This window comes from Vibrio maritimus (genome assembly GCF_021441885.1).
In the GTDB taxonomy this organism is placed as follows: Bacteria; Pseudomonadota; Gammaproteobacteria; order Enterobacterales; family Vibrionaceae; genus Vibrio; species Vibrio maritimus_B.
The window spans coordinates 933,339-954,465 of sequence record NZ_CP090439.1 but is presented as its reverse complement, the minus strand read 5'-3'; the positions used below and the strand labels follow the sequence as shown (position 1 = coordinate 954,465).

21 protein-coding genes are annotated in these 21,127 nt (G+C 45.9%); 12 read left to right on the top strand and 9 right to left on the bottom strand.

All coding sequences use genetic code 11. From position 1 onward, the window contains the following. Positions 1-40 precede the first annotated feature (40 nt). Positions 41-427, top strand: coding sequence for a VOC family protein (locus tag LY387_RS20685; protein WP_234497740.1), 387 nt, complete (start codon positions 41-43; stop codon positions 425-427). 60 nt (positions 428-487) lie between these two features. After that, positions 488-883 carry a helix-turn-helix domain-containing protein gene (locus tag LY387_RS20680; RefSeq protein WP_234497739.1) on the top strand — a complete coding sequence of 132 codons (396 nt, stop codon included), beginning with the start codon at positions 488-490 and terminating at the stop codon, positions 881-883. Between the two features lie 66 nt (positions 884-949). On the opposite strand, the gene LY387_RS20675 is transcribed toward LY387_RS20680, so the two are convergent. Beyond that, on the bottom strand, positions 950-1,960 hold the full coding sequence (locus LY387_RS20675; protein WP_234497738.1) for a manganese-dependent inorganic pyrophosphatase: 1,011 nt from the start codon (positions 1,958-1,960) through the stop codon (positions 950-952). A 103-nt stretch (positions 1,961-2,063) separates the two neighbouring features. Further along, positions 2,064-3,035 carry a helix-turn-helix domain-containing protein gene (locus LY387_RS20670; RefSeq protein WP_234497737.1) on the bottom strand — a complete coding sequence of 324 codons (972 nt, stop codon included), beginning with the start codon at positions 3,033-3,035 and terminating at the stop codon, positions 2,064-2,066. A 137-nt stretch (positions 3,036-3,172) separates the two neighbouring features. Between LY387_RS20670 and LY387_RS20665 the strand changes: the two genes are divergently transcribed. From LY387_RS20665 to rsgA, 6 genes are all read left to right on the top strand, one after another. Continuing rightward, on the top strand, positions 3,173-4,537 hold the full coding sequence (locus LY387_RS20665) for a serine hydrolase domain-containing protein (protein WP_234497736.1): 1,365 nt from the start codon (positions 3,173-3,175) through the stop codon (positions 4,535-4,537). Between the two features lie 213 nt (positions 4,538-4,750). Continuing rightward, a complete protein-coding gene (locus LY387_RS20660) occupies positions 4,751-5,866 on the top strand; it encodes a phosphatase PAP2 family protein (RefSeq protein ID WP_234497735.1) in 1,116 nt (371 codons plus the stop codon). A 114-nt stretch (positions 5,867-5,980) separates the two neighbouring features. Then, entirely contained in the window at positions 5,981-6,421 is a 441-nt protein-coding gene (locus LY387_RS20655) for a hypothetical protein (RefSeq protein WP_234497734.1), read from the top strand. Next, positions 6,418-7,029 carry an SCO family protein gene (locus tag LY387_RS20650; protein WP_234497732.1) on the top strand — a complete coding sequence of 204 codons (612 nt, stop codon included), beginning with the start codon at positions 6,418-6,420 and terminating at the stop codon, positions 7,027-7,029. Before LY387_RS20655 ends, LY387_RS20650 begins: the two co-directional genes overlap by 4 nt. Positions 7,030-7,054: 25 nt before the next feature. After that, on the top strand, positions 7,055-7,516 hold the full coding sequence (locus LY387_RS20645) for a copper chaperone PCu(A)C (protein WP_234497730.1): 462 nt from the start codon (positions 7,055-7,057) through the stop codon (positions 7,514-7,516). Positions 7,517-7,807: 291 nt separating this feature from the next. Then, positions 7,808-8,863, top strand: a complete 1,056-nt coding sequence (gene rsgA, locus LY387_RS20640) for a ribosome small subunit-dependent GTPase A (RefSeq protein WP_234497729.1) — start codon at positions 7,808-7,810, stop codon at positions 8,861-8,863. A 55-nt stretch (positions 8,864-8,918) separates the two neighbouring features. Here the strand turns inward: rsgA and LY387_RS20635 are convergent, their stop codons facing one another. The 7 genes from LY387_RS20635 to LY387_RS20605 form a co-directional block, all read right to left on the bottom strand. Then, on the bottom strand, positions 8,919-10,292 hold the full coding sequence (locus LY387_RS20635; RefSeq protein ID WP_234497728.1) for a sensor histidine kinase: 1,374 nt from the start codon (positions 10,290-10,292) through the stop codon (positions 8,919-8,921). A 35-nt stretch (positions 10,293-10,327) separates the two neighbouring features. Further along, complete coding sequence (locus LY387_RS20630) at positions 10,328-11,122, bottom strand: response regulator transcription factor (protein ID WP_234497727.1); 795 nt, start codon at positions 11,120-11,122, stop codon at positions 10,328-10,330. Between the two features lie 65 nt (positions 11,123-11,187). Further along, entirely contained in the window at positions 11,188-11,883 is a 696-nt protein-coding gene (locus LY387_RS20625) for a spondin domain-containing protein (RefSeq protein ID WP_234497726.1), read from the bottom strand. An 8-nt stretch (positions 11,884-11,891) separates the two neighbouring features. Then, positions 11,892-12,575: a spondin domain-containing protein gene (locus tag LY387_RS20620; RefSeq protein ID WP_234497725.1), complete on the bottom strand. Its 684-nt coding sequence runs from the start codon at positions 12,573-12,575 to the stop codon at positions 11,892-11,894. Between the two features lie 182 nt (positions 12,576-12,757). Next, positions 12,758-13,195, bottom strand: coding sequence for a PaaI family thioesterase (locus tag LY387_RS20615; RefSeq protein ID WP_234497724.1), 438 nt, complete (start codon positions 13,193-13,195; stop codon positions 12,758-12,760). 110 nt (positions 13,196-13,305) lie between these two features. Continuing rightward, positions 13,306-15,630, bottom strand: coding sequence for an acyl-CoA dehydrogenase (locus LY387_RS20610; RefSeq protein ID WP_234497722.1), 2,325 nt, complete (start codon positions 15,628-15,630; stop codon positions 13,306-13,308). 5 nt (positions 15,631-15,635) lie between these two features. After that, entirely contained in the window at positions 15,636-16,298 is a 663-nt protein-coding gene (locus LY387_RS20605) for a TetR/AcrR family transcriptional regulator (RefSeq protein ID WP_234497721.1), read from the bottom strand. Positions 16,299-16,996: 698 nt separating this feature from the next. Here LY387_RS20605 and LY387_RS20600 point away from each other — a divergent pair. The 4 genes from LY387_RS20600 (at position 16,997) to sstT (ending at position 21,094) form a co-directional block, all read left to right on the top strand. After that, entirely contained in the window at positions 16,997-17,341 is a 345-nt protein-coding gene (locus LY387_RS20600) for a phasin family protein (protein ID WP_042469627.1), read from the top strand. Positions 17,342-17,450: 109 nt separating this feature from the next. Next, positions 17,451-19,211, top strand: coding sequence for a class I poly(R)-hydroxyalkanoic acid synthase (gene phaC / locus LY387_RS20595; protein ID WP_234497719.1), 1,761 nt, complete (start codon positions 17,451-17,453; stop codon positions 19,209-19,211). Beyond that, a complete protein-coding gene (locus LY387_RS20590; protein WP_234497718.1) occupies positions 19,201-19,599 on the top strand; it encodes a MaoC family dehydratase in 399 nt (132 codons plus the stop codon). The genes phaC and LY387_RS20590 overlap by 11 nt, the downstream gene beginning before the upstream one ends. A 277-nt stretch (positions 19,600-19,876) precedes the next feature. Then, positions 19,877-21,094: a serine/threonine transporter SstT gene (sstT, locus tag LY387_RS20585; protein WP_234497716.1), complete on the top strand. Its 1,218-nt coding sequence runs from the start codon at positions 19,877-19,879 to the stop codon at positions 21,092-21,094. Positions 21,095-21,127 lie beyond the last annotated feature (33 nt).

The window sequence follows — 21,127 nt, the reverse complement described above, 5'->3', positions numbered from 1 at the left end:
CTATGCTTTGCTTATTCCAGATAACAAGGGTAACTATCAAATGAAAATCTGCATCACCAGCGTTCCTGTACAAGACCAAGACAAAGCACTTGCCTTTTACACCGATGTACTAGGCTTTATCAAGAAGACTGAGGTTCCTCTCGGCGAGCATAAATGGTTAACCGTGGTATCACCCCAAGAGCAATCTGGGGTTGAACTGCTACTCGAGCCGATGGCATTCGAACCGGCGAAACAGTACCAAACATCACTAAAAGAGGCCGGGATCCCTTGGACTTCATTTTCCGTTGAGGACATCAACGAGGAATATGAGCGGCTACTCGCTCTTGGGGTCGAGTTCTCTGTTGCCCCACGCGAAGTAGGTAACGTTATCATCGCGGTGCTTGATGACACCTGTGGTAACTACATTCAGATCATGCAGATGCTTTAGCTCATCTCTCAAAACAGGCGAGGAGAAAGCCTCGTCTACCAAAACTTTGGCGACAATAAGATGCCTGGTAAAAAGAAAACGTATTATGAACTAGAGATCGAGCGTATCTACAAAGAGCATTCAATGCCTGCCAGAAAGACCACGCTCATCAGACAATCAAAAGCCTTCATGGAGGCCCACCATGCCGAGAGTATCGATCTGGATGATCTCGCCAAAGCCGCATTTATGTCGCGCTTCCACTACATCAGAGTCTTCAAACAACTCTACGGTGTGACACCTCGCAACTACCTAAGAGACATGCGTATCTCTAAGGCAAAACTGTATCTAAAACAAGGCCGCACCATCACCGACGTGTGTTTGGCAGTTGGCTACGAGAGCGTGGCAACCTTTTCTAATACCTTCAAAAAGTGCACTAGTATGTCTCCGAGAGAGTATCAAGAGCGAAATCGAGAGTAATCCGATAATGCAGATATCGTTTTGCTAACAAGGGATACTCGCGTATCCCTTACCGTTTTTCCGAAGCTACATCTGCTCAATAGAGTTTTGGATTGCCGGTCCAATCTGACGTTTACGAGATGTAACACCATCAAGAGTTAACATGTCACCCGTCACTGTTGTATCAAATGCTTGACTCAGGATCTGCTTCTCAACATCATCTCCCCAGATGATATTGGCACGTTTGTTCTTTGTATCTGTGATGGAGAAGAACAAGTGATCGAGGTTCTGTGCCTTCTTGTACTCAGCCATCGCTTCCAGTAGCTCATCTTTACGATCAATAAGCTGTTGCGCTGTTAAGGTTTCAGCAACGCCGATACCTACTTTTTTACCACCGTATTCGAAGTTCTTGTAATCCATTGTCAAGATTGAAGCGGCTGGAAGATGGCTGAGATCCGACTTGGCCACTAGCATCTGCTGACCAAAGTCTTCAATATCTTCAACGCCAGCGATCTTCGCTAACTTTTGAGCAAAGTGATGGTCGTAATCTGTGGTCGTTGCCGACTGAAATACAACGGTATCTGACAAAATAGCACCAAGACCCGCGCAGGCAACCGGCTTAGAAAGTGAAACACCTAGTTGCTCAGCATTCGCAGCAAGGATAGTTGCCGTTGAGCCCCAAGCACGAATATCCATTGAAACAAGCTGCGAAGAATTAATCGGCGCTCCACCAATAGCATGGTGGTCGATGACGGCAACAATCGACTCGGTGTTGATGCTTGGTGCTAGCTGCGTGCGTTGATTGAAATCGACCAGACCTACTTGATAGCTGGAGTAATCAGCAACAATCTCTGGCTTTTCGGCATTACAGTAGTTCAGAACAAAGGTACTTTCTGGATTGATGTCTTCTGCAACCGTTGCTTTGCCTCCATAGATATGAGCAGCCATCATAGCGGCAGAAACCGTGTCTGTATCTGGGCTCATGTGACCAACCCAAACCAAGTTGTCCGTTTCATTGTTCGATGGTTCATAGAGATCGAGTGCCGCGTGTGCCGATGTAGCAGCCAGCAAAGACAATGCGATTACTGAGAGTTTCATATTTTGTCCTGAGGTGAATTGAAAAGTCAGGCAATACTAGGAAGACAAGATGTCGAATTTGTGACAGTTTTCATTCAACAAGATGTCGACATGTAACAAATAATTATTTTGATAATAAAGAGTTACGATAGTTTGGTGCCGTCATTCCCACCTGTTTTTTAAAGGCTCGATTGAAATTACTCAAGTCGGTATATCCCACCTGCCAGCTGATTTCTGCCACTGATAAGTCAGTGCTGGCCAGCAGCTCTTTCGCCTTATTTAAACGCGCTTGCTCTTTCATCTGCTTGAACACCAAACCACGTGCTTTTAGATTACGCTGTAGTGTCCGTCGCGTCATTCCAAGCGCCTCTGCAAACCAATCTATATTAAACCAGGGCAAACAGGAGTAACTTGCTATCAGAGTCGATACCGATTCAAACCAATCTGGCTTGGCAACGTCGACCTGCAATGGGCGATAGTGCGTGTCGAGGGGAACTTGAATTGCCCCGTACTCACAATCTAAGGTGATTTGCCCAAATCGAGGTGGGAGGTTTCTGTTTCTCGAGTTGCTTGATACCAATTTAGACTCATTGGGATTCCAGTCTTCTCCTAGCAACTGCTGGCAAAAATGGATTAAAGCCTGCGTTCGAAACCACTCAGCAAGTTCGAAACCAAGATTCTGCGGACGATAACAGCTACGATGACACAGCCACCAGCTATAGTCTCGATATTCAACCCAGATCGTCACATGATTAGAAAGCGTTGATATCTCATCAAGCAACACTTGTATCGCCCGCTCTAAAGAGGTGATGTTCTGGAGACGTAGCTTAAGGCCTGGTGACAATATTGAGAGAGTCGCTTTTCCCACAACGTCGAACCCTATTTTATCTCCATAGCGAACATCGAGCTTGTGTAGAAACCTCATCACATCATTCGTCGGCAACCATTGATCTGGAATTAACATCTCTATAGGCAAGCCACACTCTTTCGCACTGCTGCGCCATTCTAAGCCCTGCTGGTCACAATAATCGATAAAGGGCAGCAAATTGCTTGCAGAAGTGACTAAGACTTGGTGTGTTTTATGTATCGCTTTCATTACGATTACTAGCCGCTCCTTAACGCAAAACGTTTACTAATAGTTCTACACCTAAAGGAGGTAAATGTCACCAAATGACCTAACCTGTTACCACTTCTTAAAGAATAATTCTCCTAAATCCAATTAGGAGATCTCACATGAAACTCAAGCTTATCGCTTTAGCCACTTCTATGCTTTCAGCGGTGGCGTTCGCCTCAGAAAACACCACTGATAATCCCGTGGAAGCCGCATTAAAGGTGGAGGGGGCTCAAGTCGTATTGCCAGTTGAAGCCGCCAAAGGGACATTCAGCCCTGAATTTGTCGATGCCGCTCGCGCCAAATTCAACAACTTTCATTGGCAGATGGGAGGCGACCATGCACTCTACTACAACGCCTACATGAATGAGTTTATGCCAACGGCTGTAGCGTCACCGAATCAAGAATACAAGGCGTTGAAACGAAACATTCATAAGGAACTGGATAACCTCTTGGTTGAGACCAATACCAAGGGCGAAATGACAATGAGAGACTATTTAGCCGAACCAGATTTTCGCACTCAAGGATTTATGCTGATTCACAAAGGAGAAGTGGTCTATGAGGCGTATCCGGGTATGAGGCCTACCGACCGTCATGTATGGGCATCGTCTGCCAAAACGACTGTCGGACTGATTGTTGCTCAGCTTGTTTATGAAGGAAAAATCGACACTAGCAAACCAATCACCAACTATGTTCCAGAGCTATCCGGAACCGTTTGGGATAAGGTTAGCGTTCTTGATTTATTGAATCACACGACAGGCCTTGATAACGAAGAAAAGCTTGAATCAATACTTGACCCCGACTCACCTGTGGTCCGTTTCTTTGCCTCGATAACAGGCTCTGCTCGTCACTCGACGGGCGAAGTAGAAACTTGGCTTAGTGTTGCCAAAGACACCGACGCGCTGCCTGGTGAGAAACCAGGAGAACGATTCAGATATGCGTCAATCAACACGATGATTTTGACACAAATGATCGAGAACATAGAGGGCGAAACGTTTACTCATGTATTTGAAGATCGAGTCTGGAGTAAGACAACCGCTCGTCAGCCAATGATGTTTAACCTAGCACCGGATGGTAAAGCAATCGCGCTAGGGTTAGTGCTATCCACATTAGAAGACAAGGCTCGATTCGGCACGCTGTTTACCCCAAGTTGGAAAGCAGTGGCGACGGAACAAGTCGTCACTTCTGAGGTACTCGATATCATTCGAAGCAATGGCAACGCTGAGAGCCACGCAGGTTCAACAAAACAAGCCAGTTCAATCGGTGCCTTTAACGAGATGTCGACGACGCAGTCTTATCAATTTGACTTCATCTATGACGATGGCGCAATTGCAAAAAGCGGCAACTTAGGACAAATGATATACATTGACCCCGAACGTGACTTCGTTGGTGTGATGTTCTCTACCAACCCGTATCACTCTGGTTATGGTGAAAATAAAGGACCTGCATTAATGCGCTCTGCGGCTAAGCAACTTGCTGACAAATAAAACATCACTCGAAAACATTCAAAGCTTCAAGGAAGAAGCTTTAAAAGCTCCAACCTACAATAGTTCAAACCCTACTCTGGTCTCTATCTTGTTGATTTATTTGCACCGTTCTAGGCATTATGCAACCATATCAAATGACAAGGAACATAATGCTGGATGAATATCGCTCGGCTCCTTGAGGTATGACTTTATCTGCATTTTAGAGACTTTCTTATGGCGCGCTCTTCATCACACTATCTTTTCAATTTCAACCACCGAGTAAGCCGCGACCTCAATGACATTGCTAACGACATTCGAAGTGATGCTAAGCTCTATTTGTTAATCGCAGCTGTCACGTTGTGCACCTTTGTCTTCTCTTCACTGTATGGTTACACGGGAAAACTGTCGTTTTTCTCTTACATGCGAGCTCTCAACGTTCTAGTACCAATATCACTGACACTTGCTGGTAGCGGCTACTTCTTTGTTCTACTGCTTCGCCGAGAAAAGAGCCCTATTCAATGCTACGTAAACAAAATCAAACTGCTCTACCAATATCGGGCGAGGATCATCTCCAGTTTTGTCTTACTTACCGCGATTAGCATATTTATGTCAGCCTTTTCCTCATTCAAAGGGCTAATTCCCATTATTCATCCGTTCCAGTATGACTTGCTCTTCCATCAACTCGATGTGTGGCTGTTTGCTGGAAACGAGCCATGGACGGTTGTCCACACGCTCCTTGACTCTCCGTACATCACCGTCACACTCAATTTCTGCTACAACCTCTGGTTTTTCTTGATGTGGGGGATGGTTTGCTACTTTTTGCTATCCTCAAAATCGCCACTAAGAACACGTTTTTTCTTAAGCTGGTTACTATCGTGGACCTTACTCGGCATGATACTAGCAATGTGCTTATCGTCGGCAGGGCCGGTCTTCTTGTCTAAATTAGGATATGACAATCATGGCTATGGTCTTCTTTTGCAACTGCTTCAGCAGCAAGATGCCTGGCTAACTGAACACAATAGCTGGGGGCTATTTGCGCTCGAGACCCAACAAGACTTGTGGCTGGCGTATTCTGAAGGCAAAGATATGTTAGGCAGTGGCATTTCCGCAATGCCAAGTATGCATGTCTCCATGGCTGTGCTCATGGCATTAACGATGAACGCCATCAACCGCACGTTGGGTATTGTGTTTTGGTTGTACGCCCTAGTGATTTTTATCGGTTCGATTTCTCTGGGTTGGCATTATGCTTTGGATGGAATTGTGAGTGCGCCATTAACTTGGTTGATTTGGTGGTTTGCAGGAAAGATCTCTCATTCAAATACACAACCTAAACGTCTTGCCAATGCTTAACGCTGGCGCAGCAGCCTAACAGCAATGTGTAAGTCGTTTAACAGACGGCAAAAATTAGGACTACCGCACAGATGCCGCAACGGAATATGTTAGGATGCGGTTACGATTCTTTCTATGGTTAACATTACGTTGAACAATAAAATCAAAATCTTGCTCGTCGCCGCTGCGCTAGGAGCGGGATTCTATTTACCGAATCTGTTAAATCACGCGCCAAACGCCGATGTCGACCTGAGCAGCTATTGCATGCTCTCTTCAAAAGTGTGCGAGCAACAAGGTGTAAAACTTAAACTCGATGCTCAGCGGGTCACGCCATTGACGCCCATTAAGGTCGATGTATTTTGGCCTAACTCTGAAGCCGAGACATTGTCTATCTCTCTGCAAGGCAAAGAAATGGACATGGGCATAGCAAAGTATCAGTTAGAGATGATAAAACCTGACGTTTATCAAGGTGAAATCATTTTACCCGTTTGCGCTGAAGAGCGTATGACATGGTATGGCACTGTTTCTGACGGTAGCACTGACATCAAAGCAGCACTGAGGATGAGCGCTCGATGAATAAAAAATGGATAGCACTACTGATTGTCGCTTTTGGTCTTGGTGTGGGGAGTAAGGTGTATCTCGACAACCAACAGCAAAAAGAGAAACAGGCACTAGAGTTAGCGCAACTTGAAAAAGTGTCTGAATCCATTTTGTATGGCGAGAATGGCGACCCCGTCGAGATTTTTGACCAAGCGGACCCACGTACACGCATCGTGTATTTTGGGTTTACCCGCTGCCCTGACGTGTGCCCAACGTCACTTGCCATGTTGGCTGGCGCACTGAATCAGATCGATGATGAAACCAAATCAACATTAAGACCAATGTTTGTCTCTCTCGATCCCGAGCGCGATGCCGCTGAAGCCTCAGCGGAATATGCACACTATTTTCATCCCATGATTGAGGGGCTATCTGCACCGCTTGAGGTCACAAAACCTTTAGCTCACAAGTATGGCGTGATATTTAGAAAAACGGAACTCGAAGATTCCCAGCTTGGCTACACGCTCGATCATAGCTCATATTTCTATTTTTTAAGCCCTGACGGTACGCTTATTGAAAAAGTGCCGCACACCATGACTCCTGCTCCAATTATTGAAGCGATAAAACGCGTCAATAACCAAGGATAAAACTCATATAACAATGGAATAAACCATGAAGCTCAATACAATCCTTCTAACTGCTCTTGCCCTTGCCCCTCTCTCAGCCGCCAATGCGGCGATTGATGTCAATGACGCGTATGCTCGCACAACACCACCTAATGCGACGACCAGCGCCGTGTTCGGTACCATCGAGAACACAAGCAACGAGGTGCGTACTATTGTCAGCGCCACCTCTCAAGCCTCTTCCGTCGTTGAACTTCACGATGTCATCAAAGACGGTGACGTGATGAAAATGCGTCAAATAAAATCGATTGAAATACCAGCGAATGGAAAAACCGTTCTGAAGCCGGGTAGCTTGCACATCATGCTGCTAGACGTAAACCAGCCAATGAAAGAAGGCGAGACCATTAACGTTGAGCTGAGCTTTGCAAATGGCGAAGTAAAGGTATTGAATGTACCAGTCAAAAAGGTGATGTCTGGAATGAAGCATAACCACGACCACATGCATCACTAAACTGGAAGAATCGTAATTTACCGCGGTGCTGTACAAATAGCGCCGCGGTGCTATTATTGCCACGTCTTATACTAATATTTTTGGAGGATTTTCATGATTGTAATGCGTACCCACCCGGTAAAGTTGGAAACAAACCAGCGTTAAGCGAAACGTAAACACACTCTTAGTTCCGCTCAACCACACTCTTCTGCTTTACCCGGTGATAAAAACCGGGGTCTTGTGCAACCTGCACACACTTACATCGGTAAGTACCTGACCCTTATAAAAATAAGTCTAATTTAGGTACTAACAATGCATTCTATTTTTACCCATCCAATCGCGATCAACGAACTTGGCTGGAAAACCTATTTTCAACAACAACTCACTCTTGAAGAGTACGAAGGTATTATCTTCGGTCGTGTTATTGCTCATCATCGCAGTGGCTATATCGTCTGTACTGAGCAAGACGAGTTTCACCTTGAGCATCATATCAGTCACCCTCAAATGACAGTGGGTGATTGGATACTTCTGGATGAACAACATCGATTTGTAAGACTGCTCGATCGTAAATCTCTGTTTAGCCGCAAAGCTCCCGGCTCAAAGCTAGAAGAGCAATACATTGCGGCCAACGTCGACACTGTTTTTATTGTCTGTTCTTTGAACTTTGACTTTAATCTCAGTCGCATAGAACGCTACCTGACTTTGGTCAATGAAGCCAAATCAGAAGCAGTGATCGTGCTAACCAAAGCCGACTTATGCGAAGACGTAGAAGAGAAACGTCAGCAAGTACAATCACTGGACCCATTCTTAATAATAGAAACGGTCAACGCGTTAGAGATTGATTCTCTTCATGGCCTTCAGTCTTGGTGTGGAGTTGGTCAAACCGTGGCATTTATGGGCTCTTCAGGTGTGGGGAAATCGACACTGGTAAACACCTTGATGCAGGCGCAAACGCAAGCAACAGGTGGTATTCGTGAAGATGACAGTAAAGGTCGCCACACAACAACCTCTCGTTCCATGCACAAGATGCCCAACGGCGGTTTGCTGCTTGATACGCCTGGGATGCGAGAGATTCAGCTCACAGCAAGTGAAGACGGTCTGTCCGAGACCTTTAGTGATGTTGAAACCTTGATTAACCAATGCCGTTTTGCGGACTGTCAGCACACCAATGAGCCAGGCTGTGCTGTGCGCAGTGCACTAGAGAGCGGTGAGCTTGATGAGAGACGAGTCGATAACTATTTTAAGCTTCAGCGCGAGCAAGCACGAAACAGTGCGTCTCTAGCAGAGAAACGAACCAAAGATAAAGAACTGGGTAAGTTCTATCGCTCGGTTCAGTCGGAAAGCCGTCATCGCAAGAAAGGTTATTAATCAACACCAAGTGAAATGAAACCATAGACCAGCCCCGAACCCTATCGGGGCTTTTTTACACCACTCGCAAGGCAAACCGCTGTTGGTAAATCGACTCACTCGCGCTCGTTTCCAAGTAGCTATGATGTAGCATTAGGATAGATTGAACAATTTTAGTTCCGATGCCTAGCGAGCCACTTGGCGCACTTTGCTCAACCTTATTGATAAACACAAACTGGATGCTCTTTCCATCTTCTGACTTATGAGCCTGACAATCCACAGTGGCGCCACTTGGGCTATGACGCAGGGCATTTTCTAGAAGGTTTAACACTAGCCGCTCCAACAAACCTCTGTCGCCAATCGTTTGAATGCCACTATCCACATCGACGTTAAGCTCTATCTGCTTACGTTGAAATTGACTCATCATGGTTTCGGCGCATTCAGCAACCAAAGAGCTCAGTTCTACAGGCTCATATTGATAGCTAGGCAAGCCAGCATCTGATTTTGCTGTCTCTAGCAGCGAGTGAAGTTGATCCGATAGCTTACCGCAATTTCGATACGCCACCTCAATCAATGGATCGGAGCCTGGGTGCTGTAACTTCCAAGTTTCCAGATAACCAAGCACACTCGACAGGGGCGTTTTGAGATCATGACTCAGTTGCACCAGCGTATCTCGACGGCTACTGGCTTGATACTCAAGTTGTAAAAACTGCTGCTGTATATGCTTTGCCATCTTTTGGTAAGAGTGAGCAATAGGCACAAGTTCGGGTACCTGTTTGGTGAAGCCTGGATTAAGCCGAAAATCATGTTCAGCTTGCTGCTCTAAACTCGAGGTCACCTTTTCGATTGGTGTAAGTAAGCTACGTTTAACCAGCCAATAGGCGCCTAGTGCAAAGCCTAGAATCGAGAGTAAGGTCAATCCGGTAAGCGCGATATAAGGCGTGTCGACCTGAGCTTTTGCGATGGTTGAATGTTTGGTACTACCTATTACCACATATAGATAGCCTATCGTTGAACCAAACTCCTTAATTGCCGCGACGGAGAACACGGTGTCTTCACCAGGATGACGGGGGTCTTGACCTAATATCGGAAAAGGCTCATCAGCGAGAAATCGTTTTATCGGCTCGACATCAATGGAGCCCATGATCTCAGCACCTTCAGGTGCAGCGTGTGTGGTGATATTACCTTGAGCATCAAGAAAGTAGATCTCGAAGTCGGGTCCAATAAGCATCAAGGTGTGGAAAATGGATTTAAGCGCTTTGGGGTTGTATTCCGTGCCTATCATCAGCGGGTTATCGTCCCGCATATGGACAGCGAGGTCTTTATGTAAGCTTTGCGTGGTGCGATGTTCTATGGTCTGTCGCTGCCAATGATAGGTGTAGGCAATAATGACCGTCATAATACAAAACCAGAGGCTTGTGAATATCACCAGTCTTGCTTTAAAACTCATAATCCCTTCATCCTTAAGCTCTTTGTTGAGTCCATTCAAAGTGACTGAAACTTATAACCCACGCCCCAAACAGTGTGCACAAAATGTTGTTCATCACGCTCTTTACTTGGCTGAGTAACGGCTGTTTCCACCGCCAATTTAGTTCGAAGCCGGTTAATCGTGCTACACACCGTATGGTGATAACCAGAGTGATTGGTATGCCAAACATGGTCCAACAGTTCATCTTTGCTGTATACGCGTCCCGGTCTCGATGCTAAAAAATGCAGTAAGGTAAATTCTGTGGCGGTTAACGCTATCTCCTTGCCATGCAAGGACACTGTGTGTTGATTTGGGCGGATTTCTAGAGGACCAAATATCATGGCATCATCTTCTGGCTGAGACTCTTCGGTATCAGGTCTAGATTGTCGGCGCAGTATGTTTCGTACACGGGCTTGAAACTCTAAGACGCTAAAGGGCTTAGTAATGTAATCATCAACCCCAGCCTCTAAACCATCGACTTTATCCATTTCACTGTCTCGTGCAGTGAGCATCAGCACTGGCGTCCAATCTTGAACGCGGCGCAGCGAGTGGCAAACGTCTATCCCATCGCCGTCAGGTAAACCCCTGTCGAGAATAACCAGATCAAAAGGTTGGGCTGAATAGCATTGACGAGCTTCGCCGCATTGACTCACTCTTGTGACTTGATGCCCTTGAAATTTAAGGTGCATCTGCACCAACTCTGCGAGATCATCGTCGTCTTCCACCAATAGGATACTAGCGGTTTTGAGCACTGCGCCCGCATCTAGGGACGCATCTGCTGAAAACGAACTGCGGTTTAGTTGACTTGCCATATCACGATACCTGCTCCAATTCCGTAGACCTAGCACATGACCGGAGCAGGTAAGAATATCTTTCATTATTCTATTCGTGTGATGGTAATTCTCGCCCCTGGGTTTAAGAACCTATGGTTTGCGGATAGTGCGGAGGTTGCTAAACCATCGTCTTTACTGACCACTCCCGAATGGAAAGAGACCTTGTCATCATCGTTTCGAGCCGCGTTAAAGCCCTCACCGCCACCCGCTGGACCGGGAATGGTTGCTGCGAGCTCATCGTTAGCTTCAGTACCCGAGTCCCAAACATTCATATTCATCACGAAGGTTTCGCCTGTCGCCAGACTACCGATAGAGAGCCCGGTTTCACCCACAAACGCATCGTTGGTATTCACAAACATAGAGGCAACCGACAGATACTTGGCGCGATCAGGAGATAAGGTCAAAGTAATCGAGTCACTCGTCCCTGGCATGATGAGCCCATTACCTGACGTTCCAGTATAAATGTTGTCATCACTGCTGCTTAGAGCCAGCAACTCCGCATTGCTGCCACCCTCAGCAAGATGCTCCAGCTCAACGGATGCAGGTTGTCCTACTTCAAACATGCTAAAACTGCTGTTATGAGCGAGTACCGCGAGCGGACTCAATGGCTGATTCGCAGATAGGTTTTGAACACTGACGGTATAACGATAGTTTTGAGCAGCAGGACTGTCATCATCGTTGTGACCGCACCCTGCTATTACGGCAACCGCACTTGCGAGTAGTAAAATTCGTGTCTTCATGGGACCTCCTATTTCACTACAACAGTGATAGTGGCTACAGGGTTCAGCCAACGGTGGCTAGTGTTATCAAGGTCGCTGATACCGCCTGCTGGGTCGCTGTCACCTAGATTACCAGGATGAACATGAACTGTATTATTGGTTACGGCCGTTTCAACGCCTGTACCACCCGCGCCAAACGTCAGGAATGGAGGGTTTGGCATACTACCCGCTAACTCGTCATTTGCTTCGGTGCCAGCATCATAACCGCGCAGTGTTGCTTTGTAGGTACCAGGCTCTGACGGGATCTTCCAACTATCCAACCCCACAAAGCCATCATTGGTTGGTAGTAACATCGCACTGAGCGAAAGGTAGCCAAAGCTACCGCTATCCATAGAAAAAGTGGTGGAAACGCCTGGATTCAAAATCCCCGAAGCAGGGTTTTCAACGACCACACCACCAGCGTTACCAATGACACTTGCCAAACCAGAAATGTCACCACCTTCAGCCATCGACTCCAGCTCTGCAGAAGCGGCCTGTCCAGTACGGAACATCACTAGGTCCGAATTGTGTGCGGCGACAATGAGAGGGGTGAAGTAAATGCCTTTGGTGGCGTTGGTAATGGTTATTTCTAAGTCTGCTGCAGCTGCTGAGCCAGCACCTAGAAGAAGAGATGCAGACGTGATTGCGAGTCCAAGTTGAGTACGTTTTTTCATTGTGATTCCATCCTTTAACGGTCCCTGGGGACACCATGTATTAAACGCACAATGCACAGTTTAAGACGTTGCGCGTTTCCATGTGTTAAAGCATGCAGGGTAAGGTTTGCAGCAGCCTCACTAATTTCTCACAAATTTCTCTCAAATGACTCTGATGTTTCTCCGCGTGTTGGAGGCAGTGTCTAGAATTGATAACCGGGTATATCAGCCAGCAACATTTTACTTCGAACAAACAATCCGTTACCTCGTCCAATTTCACGACCCTCACCATCGTACACCACAGATTCAACGATAAATTGACTGCTATTTATGTTCACCACTTTACCTACCGCTTTCATTCGACCTTTAGAAACAGGTCGCGTGATATAGGTTGTGAAAGACGTGGTGAGTACAAAGTACTCTTTCTCTTGGCTAGCAGCGGCAAAGAAAGCAGCATCGTCTAGCATCTTGAAGTAGACGGAACCGTGGACGGCACCTCCAGTGTGGAAGTACTTTTTATGCAGTTCAATCTCGATGTCTGCCTGACCTTCTTGAACCTTAATTTTAGGCAGATAAAACTCATTGATTGGTGCTGCTAAGTACATATTTTCTAGGGCTTGGTAGTGTTGTGCGTTTTCCATCGTGTTCCTCGATCATTCTGACTGTGTTTTTATTGTTATATAAGAAAGTGTTACGTAAAAAAGTGCTATATAAAAAAGCCTGTCTACATAAGCAGACAGGCTTCAGGGGATTAGCTAACGCTGGCTAGCTTTTCTTGCGGGGTATTTTTAGTCTGCTTCGGTGTACCCTTTCTCTCCTGCACGATACTACCAGTTAACGTGGTTTTCATATCATGGCTGAAATGGTCAACCTGAATCGCTCGATAGCGCAGCGCATCTGCTTCTAGGATTTTGTCGACTTCTTCCTGGCTTAAGACGTTTTCTTGCAGCGCTTGAGCCAGACGCTCAGTCAGTACGCCCTTGCGCGCAACCTTTCCTGCTTTTACGCCAGCGAGGAGCTTTTTCTCTAAATCTCGAACGCCATACATAGCGATGAAGGCACGATCCATTAGACCGACATTGTCATCTTCTGCTGCCCCCACATAGCAAAGATGGGTCAAGCGGTCGCGCATCTCACCTGGCACCATCAGCTTATTAGCTATGCGAAGCGTCACCTCATCACTAGGCAGTTTGAAATGGTTACCAATTGGGAACAGTAGCGATTTAAGCGTTTTGCCAGCAACCTGGCTTGGGAAGTTGCGATATGCCTCGTTTAAAGACTTAGCGGCATGATAGAAACAGTAGTCAACCGCGTAATCGACAAAGTCGCGCTCTTCTGCTCGGCTACCTTCGTCCTGATACTTCTTCAATACCGCTGACGCCAAGTACAAGTAGGCAAGACCATCACCCAATCGCGCTGAAATCAGCTCTTTACGCTTTAGTTCGCCCCCCAAGGTTAACATCGCGAAGTCAGCACTCACGGCAAGCGCTTTGCTTAGACGCTTCAAGTTCTTGTAGTGGCGAGCTGTAGCACCACTGACCGGAGACGACGTCAACGCAGATCCCGTCAACGCAGCAAATAAGCCTCCAATAGAGTTCTTGGTTGCGTGACCGATATGTTTGAACAGCAGCTTATCAAATGCTTCGAGACCCGCTTCATGATCCGGGTTTGCTGCCGCTTCCATCTCTTGAAATACATATGGATGGCATCGCGTGGCACCCTGACCAAAGATCATAAGGTTACGGGTCAGGATATTCGCGCCTTCTACAGTGATGGCAACAGGCACACCTAAGTAAGCCGATGATAGATAGTTCATTGGACCGCATTGAATCGCACGTCCGGCGTGGATATCCATCGAGTCATTAAGAATGGTGCGTGATATTTCCGTCATATGGTACTTCGCAATAGCAGTAACGATGCCTGGTTTTTGCCCCATATCGAGCGAGGTAGTCGTCAATGTTCGGCTGGCTTCGAGTAAGTAGTTCAAACCACCAATGCGACCTAGTGCTTCCGCTACCCCTTCAAACTTACCAATCGACATACCAAACTGCTTGCGAACATAGGCGTAAGCGCCCGTTGTCCTTGCAGTGAGATGACCAATGGCTGTGCCTAGTGCCGGAAGTGATATTCCTCGACCTGCTGACAAGCATTCCACCAACATGCGCCATCCTTTACCCGCATAATCGGCACCGCCAATCAACCAATCCATCGGGATGAACACATCCTTACCCTGAATCGTACCGTTCATAAAAGCAAGATGAAGAGGGTCATGTCTTTCACCAATAACGACACCAGGATGATCCGTTGGGATAAGCGCACAGGTGATACCGACATTCTTCTTGTCCCCCAATAAACCCTCGGGATCAAGCATCTTGAACGCGAGTCCCATTACCGTCGCAATTGGAGCAAGCGTTATGTAGCGTTTATTCCAATTGAGTCGAATACCCAGCACCTTTTCACCCTGATATTCGTCATAACAAACCACACCCGTGTCTGGAATACCGCCCGCGTCAGAACCCGCCTCAGGTCCCGTTAGGGCAAAACATGGTGTGTCGGTTCCGTTTGCAAGTCTCGGCAACCAATAGTCTTTTTGCTCTTGGGTACCATAATGGGAAAGCAGCTCTCCTGGACCTAAAGAGTTAGGAACCATGACTGTAATCGCTGCACTCATGCTACGTGTTGCTATCTTGGATACTATGGTCGAGTTGGCCAATGCAGAGAAGGCGCGTCCGCCATATTCTTTAGAAATGATCAGCGAGAAGAAACGCTCTTTCTTCAGGTACTCCCAAACCTCTGCTGGTAAGTCACGATCTTCTTTGACGATCTTGTGATCATCGAGCATAGAAAGCAGCGTTTCGAGTTGGTTATCAATAAAATGCTGCTCTTCAGCGGTAAGAGTAGGCTGAGGGTAGTTATGCAGCGTGTTGAAATCTGGATTGCCGGAAAACAACTCACCATCCCACCATACACCACCGGCTTCCATTGCCTCACGTTCGGTTGCTGATAGTGGTGGCAGCACCTTCTTAAATAAATTAAATGCTGGCTGGCTGATCAACTTCTTTGTAATGACACTCATATCCACTAGTCCTTTTGTTGAGTTTCGCAATTAACTTGCGTGTTGTCGGTTTCTAAGCCAGCCGAAATGTAGGGTATGGCTTGCTCGATAATATTTAATAAATCACTGTCTTGTTCGAATTGGCTTGATGCGATCTCGTTTAATGCCTGAGAGGACACGGTGGCGAAAACAAACGCTCCCAAGGCAAAATGCAATCGCCAAAACAGCGACTCCTCATCAATATTGGGATTGGCTTTCACCATCGATTGCTTAAAAAGCGCTAGGGTTTTGCCGTAGTGATTGACGATGAACCAGCGCAGATGTCCTTGCACATCGCTGTATCCACTGGCGATGAGCAGCAAAAAGCTATGCATGCCATTTGGATGCAAGGTGTTCAGGCTAAGCAATGGTGCCTTAACGGTGGTAAGTACCTCTTCAACGCTGAAGCTCGCTTTAATATTTAGCTTTACAAGTTGCTCATGAACCTCTGGCATTAGGTGAACCAAATAGTGATCCAGTATTGCTTGTACCAGTGAGTTCTTGTCTCCAAAGTGATAGTTCACAGCGGCTAAGTTTACTTCTGCTTTTTGAGTAATATCTCTTAGAGAAGTATTGTTATAGCCACGCTCTATAAATAAAGACTGAGCAATATTAAATATCTTTTCTTTCGTTCCAACTTTAACTTTCATAATTTAAAACGCCCGTATCAAACGCTCGTTTTAATATATCCAGCAAAATTTAATTCAACAAGTGATTAACATCAACTTTTTTGCATTAACATCCATTACAAGCCTCATATGCACCTAAGTTTATGAAACCAATAGAAAAATATTTTAATTGTAATTTAAAATCCAGTTAAAAATATAAAAACAGCAACAAAATCAGAACCTTAACTTTAAGGAGTTATGTTTGATAATGTTTGGTCGAGATAATATTCACACCATCAATCTATAGCGAATAAACACCACCAATTAAAATATTAAATAGCTAGTGCGCGCTATTAATTAATAATCGAATATTTGTATTAGTTTGCCACCCAGGTTATATCGAGGATTTTTGTGATCTGGCCATCATTTTAAGTAATTGTTCACCGACCATTTTAATCGCGATTCAAACACAGCTTAAATAACAACAATTCGTTAACACCAATAAAATTGGGCACTTATGCAATAAGACACAAACGTCAATTAAACGCTAAGACTTATATTTAGAGTGATTCACCTATAAATAATGCCGCTGTGGGCTAGTGACAAAGTGACATGCATTCTTCATCATATCCATATTCAAACGCTTGTTTGAATTCCATGACTTAAATCAACAACTGGACAGGTAACTCGATAATAGAGACGCGTTGTTCATCAAAAAGACGTTTAAAAGGAAGGTAACCATGCAAAATCAAGCCGCTCTAGAAGCAGTGAATGCTCAACTTCAATCTGTTCTTAACCCATTTGCTAACTTCAGCCAATTGGTTGCAAAGAATGTAGAAACACTTTCAAAAATGCAGATCGAAACTCTAACTGCATACAGCGAATTGACTAACGAGAACCTACAAAGCCTAGTCGCAATCAAGCAGCCACAAGATCTTATGAACCACGGCAGCAAGCAACTAGAGATCATTACTAAAGTAAGCCAGCGTCTACTAGAAGACGGTCAAAAGCTAAGCCAAATTGGTAATGAGTTTAAAGCTGCAGTAGACGAGATCTCTGCAAGCTCTATCACGCCAAACAAGTAACCTTGGCTCCCCCTTTTGATATGGGCGTACCACTTCACTGACCATGAGTTTAACGCTTGGTTTGATGAACATGAGTCGCCCTATTTTTTTAGCAATAAAGGATGAGAAGATGGAAAAAAAGCCCCCATTCCAAGATGTCATCGATAGTTACTTTCAAGCCACCCAAGGATGGTTTGGCGCGTTTCAAAAGCCTACTCAATCCACCATCTTCAAATCTCAAGTGGAAGACTGGAGTCAGCTTGCTCAATCGGTCGCGAGTAACCCAACCAGTATTTTAGAGCAGCAAATGACTTGGTGGAATCAGCAGATCAACCTATTTAATGACTGCATCTTATCGACCAGTGAGCAAACTCAAAAAGAAACGGACCCACGCTTTAGGGATGAAAGTTGGTCGGAAAATCCTTTCTATAGCTACATCAAAGAGAGCTATAAATTAGTGTGTAAGTCTGTGTTAGATACCATCAGCAACACACAAGATATCGAGCCTGAGGCGAAAGAGCGCCTTGAGTTCTTTGCTCGCCAATTTCTAAACGCCATGTCTCCGAGCAACTTTATTACGACCAATCCAGAAGTCATGAAACTGACGCTCGAGTCCAACGGTGAGAATCTAGTAAAGGGTCTCGACCAACTACAAAAGGACATGAGCAAGAGTGTCGACATGCTCAATATCCGCATGACCGACAGCGAAGCGTTTGTCGTTGGTGAGAACATTGCTGCCACAGAAGGCAAAGTCGTATTTAAGAACCACCTGTTTGAGCTAATCCAGTATCAGGCGACAACAGAAGAAGTGTACAAGCGACCGATGATGCTAGTACCGCCATTCGTAAACAAGTACTACATCATGGACTTGAATCAGCGTAAGTCGTTCGTAAAGTGGCTCGTCGATCAAGGGCACTCAGTATTTATGATCTCTTGGATTAACCCAGATGAGTCTTATCGAGATACCGATTTCGGTGACTATGTGACCGACGGCATTATTCCTGCGCTTGATGCCATAGAGGCGCAAACTGGAGAGCGTGAGGTCAACGGTCTAGGGTACTGCATTGGTGGCACCTTACTAACGGCTGCGATGGCATACCTTGCTGGTAAACGCCGCAAACAACGCATTAAATCGGCAACTCTTTTGACAACGATTCTCGATTTCCAACAACCAGGTGAACTCGGCATCTTTATCAATGATCCAATGATTTCGGCGATTGAAGCTCAAAACAATCACCAAGGTTATATGGACGGGCGTCAGATGGCGGTTTCATTTAGCTTGCTTCGCGAGAACAGCCTGTACTGGAACTACTACATCACCAATTATCTAAAAGGTGAAAAACCTGTCGCGTTTGACTTGCTGCATTGGAACAGCGACAACACTAACGTACCAGCTAGCTGCCACAATCAGATGCTTCGCCAGTTCTATCTCGAGAACAAACTTAGCCAACCAAACGGTATCGAGATCGATGGTGTCGGTATCGACCTCTCTAAAGTCAAGTCGCCGACTTTTTTCCTATCGGCTATCGAAGATCATATCGCGCTCTGGAAAGGTACCTTCAAAGGCACAGACCTGCTTAACGGTCAAAATACCTTTGTGTTAGCCGAAAGTGGTCACATTGCTGGTCCTATGAATCATGCAGATTCGACAAAATATGGTTATTGGACCAACGACAATGTCGATACAGATGCAGATACTTGGCTCAACACAGCGGACAAGCACACTGGCTCTTGGTGGGGACACTGGCAAGAGTGGCTAGATGCGCGCAACTTCTCGCAAAAAATTGAAGCTCGCGTACTAGAAGGTGAACTCGATGCCCCAGGAAACTATGTAAAACAACGAATTGAAGACGTACTAGCGAAACAAGAGGAGAACAGCCATGTCGCTTGAAGTAGGACAATATGCAAGCCTAAGTAAGACACTCGACAAAGCAGCGGTAGAGCAGTTTGCCTCGTTAGCAGAAGACTATAACCCTGTGCACTTAGATGAAAATTTTGCAGCGATGACACCCTTTGAGGTACCTATTGTGCATGGCATGCTAGGCGCAAGCCTTGTGTCCGGTCTCTTGGCGTCCAAAATCCCTGGACCTGGTGCCATCTACCTTGGGCAAACATTGCAATTTACTTGTCCGATCCGTGTTGGTGAGACGGTAACGGCTCGTGTGGAGGTAACAGAAGTCAGAGAAGACAAGCCTATCGCTAAGCTGTTGACTCAAGTACTTAATGAGCAAGGAAAAGTAGCTATCAAGGGCGAAGCGACGGTTATGCTTCAAGGCTAACCATTCGTTTTTAGGCCGTACTTTTCATCAAAAAAGGCAGCTTTCGCTGCCTTTTTTCGTGTCACAACAATCACAACATGCAACATATACCACCCATTTTTACTACAAAACCAAATAAATCATTCAACAATTGAATTATTTGTAGACACATCACTCTGTCTTGATAAGATACCGAACGCAAACACACTTTCTTACATAATAACCGTTCTGCCTGATTGGGATCTTAAATAAACCATTACTCCTAGGGTAAGTTCGGAATCAATACAGGGATATAAAAATGCAAAGTTCTAGCATGCTGGCCCGTTATGCGAATGGTAATCTGGTTCTCCAGATCCTCGCGGGTATCGTTTTTGGTGTTATCCTCGCTGTCGCTTCTCCCTCAACGGCTCAAAGCTTTGGAATGCTTGGTAGCTTGTTTGTTGGAGCACTTAAAGCTGTTGCCCCAATTTTAGTCTTCATTCTTGTTGCAGCTTCTATTGCGAATCAGAAGAAAAACCAAACGACCCATATGCGCCCAATCGTGGTGCTTTACCTAATCGGTACATTCTCAGCAGCACTGACTGCGGTTTTACTTAGTTTCCTATTCCCAACCGAGCTAACATTGGTTGCCGGTGCGGAAGGAGCAACGCCGCCGCAAGGTATTGCTGAAGTTCTACACACACTGCTGTTCAAACTTGTCGACAACCCAGTTAGCGCGCTGATGAACGCTAACTATATCGGTATTTTGGCGTGGGCAATTGGTCTTGGTTTAGCTTTACATCATGCTTCAGACACAACCAAAGCGGTATTTGAAGACCTAAGCCACGGCGTGTCACAAATCGTGCGTTTCATCATTCGTCTAGCGCCATTTGGTATCTTTGGCCTAGTGGCGAACACCTTCGCAACAACTGGTTTTTCTGCGCTTGCGGGCTACGCACAACTGCTGTTCGTTCTGCTGCTTGCTATGGCCATCATTGCGCTGGTTGTAAACCCAATCATTGTTTACGTTAAGACCAAAGAAAACCCATACCCACTTGTATTCCAATGCCTGCGTGAAAGTGGTGTGACGGCATTCTTCACTCGCTCAAGTGCAGCCAACATTCCGGTAAATATGACGCTTTGCGAAAAGCTGGATCTAGATGAAGATACTTACTCAGTCTCTATTCCGCTCGGCGCAACCATCAACATGGCGGGTGCCGCAATCACTATTACGGTGCTGACATTGGCCGCTGTGCATACTATGGGCATCGAAATCGACATCTTTACTGCACTGCTGCTAAGCATCGTTGCTGCAGTATCTGCTTGTGGTGCGTCAGGTGTTGCTGGTGGTTCGCTACTGCTTATCCCGCTTGCTTGTGGCCTATTTGGTATCTCAAACGATGTGGCGATGCAGGTTGTTGCGGTTGGCTTTATTATCGGCGTGATTCAAGATTCAGCTGAGACAGCGCTTAATAGCTCAACAGATGTGGTGTTTACCGCTGCAGTTTGTAAGGCTGAGCAGAACAAGCTTCGTTAATAAACACTAACATCCATATAACCAAAGGGCTGT

Bases quoted from the DNA above. Each gene is read 5' to 3' on its own strand.
- LY387_RS20685 (WP_234497740.1), top strand. From the start codon at position 41: ATGAAAATCTGCATCACCAGCGTTCCTGTACAAGACCAAGACAAAGCA.
- LY387_RS20680 (WP_234497739.1), top strand. From the start codon at position 488: ATGCCTGGTAAAAAGAAAACGTATTATGAACTAGAGATCGAGCGTATC.
- LY387_RS20675 (WP_234497738.1), bottom strand. From the start codon at position 1,960: ATGAAACTCTCAGTAATCGCATTGTCTTTGCTGGCTGCTACATCGGCA.
- LY387_RS20670 (WP_234497737.1), bottom strand. From the start codon at position 3,035: ATGAAAGCGATACATAAAACACACCAAGTCTTAGTCACTTCTGCAAGC.
- LY387_RS20665 (WP_234497736.1), top strand. From the start codon at position 3,173: ATGAAACTCAAGCTTATCGCTTTAGCCACTTCTATGCTTTCAGCGGTG.
- LY387_RS20660 (WP_234497735.1), top strand. From the start codon at position 4,751: ATGGCGCGCTCTTCATCACACTATCTTTTCAATTTCAACCACCGAGTA.
- LY387_RS20655 (WP_234497734.1), top strand. From the start codon at position 5,981: ATGGTTAACATTACGTTGAACAATAAAATCAAAATCTTGCTCGTCGCC.
- LY387_RS20650 (WP_234497732.1), top strand. From the start codon at position 6,418: ATGAATAAAAAATGGATAGCACTACTGATTGTCGCTTTTGGTCTTGGT.
- LY387_RS20645 (WP_234497730.1), top strand. From the start codon at position 7,055: ATGAAGCTCAATACAATCCTTCTAACTGCTCTTGCCCTTGCCCCTCTC.
- rsgA (WP_234497729.1), top strand. From the start codon at position 7,808: ATGCATTCTATTTTTACCCATCCAATCGCGATCAACGAACTTGGCTGG.
- LY387_RS20635 (WP_234497728.1), bottom strand. From the start codon at position 10,292: ATGAGTTTTAAAGCAAGACTGGTGATATTCACAAGCCTCTGGTTTTGT.
- LY387_RS20630 (WP_234497727.1), bottom strand. From the start codon at position 11,122: ATGGCAAGTCAACTAAACCGCAGTTCGTTTTCAGCAGATGCGTCCCTA.
- LY387_RS20625 (WP_234497726.1), bottom strand. From the start codon at position 11,883: ATGAAGACACGAATTTTACTACTCGCAAGTGCGGTTGCCGTAATAGCA.
- LY387_RS20620 (WP_234497725.1), bottom strand. From the start codon at position 12,575: ATGAAAAAACGTACTCAACTTGGACTCGCAATCACGTCTGCATCTCTT.
- LY387_RS20615 (WP_234497724.1), bottom strand. From the start codon at position 13,195: ATGGAAAACGCACAACACTACCAAGCCCTAGAAAATATGTACTTAGCA.
- LY387_RS20610 (WP_234497722.1), bottom strand. From the start codon at position 15,630: ATGAGTGTCATTACAAAGAAGTTGATCAGCCAGCCAGCATTTAATTTA.
- LY387_RS20605 (WP_234497721.1), bottom strand. From the start codon at position 16,298: ATGAAAGTTAAAGTTGGAACGAAAGAAAAGATATTTAATATTGCTCAG.
- LY387_RS20600 (WP_042469627.1), top strand. From the start codon at position 16,997: ATGCAAAATCAAGCCGCTCTAGAAGCAGTGAATGCTCAACTTCAATCT.
- phaC (WP_234497719.1), top strand. From the start codon at position 17,451: ATGGAAAAAAAGCCCCCATTCCAAGATGTCATCGATAGTTACTTTCAA.
- LY387_RS20590 (WP_234497718.1), top strand. From the start codon at position 19,201: ATGTCGCTTGAAGTAGGACAATATGCAAGCCTAAGTAAGACACTCGAC.
- sstT (WP_234497716.1), top strand. From the start codon at position 19,877: ATGCAAAGTTCTAGCATGCTGGCCCGTTATGCGAATGGTAATCTGGTT.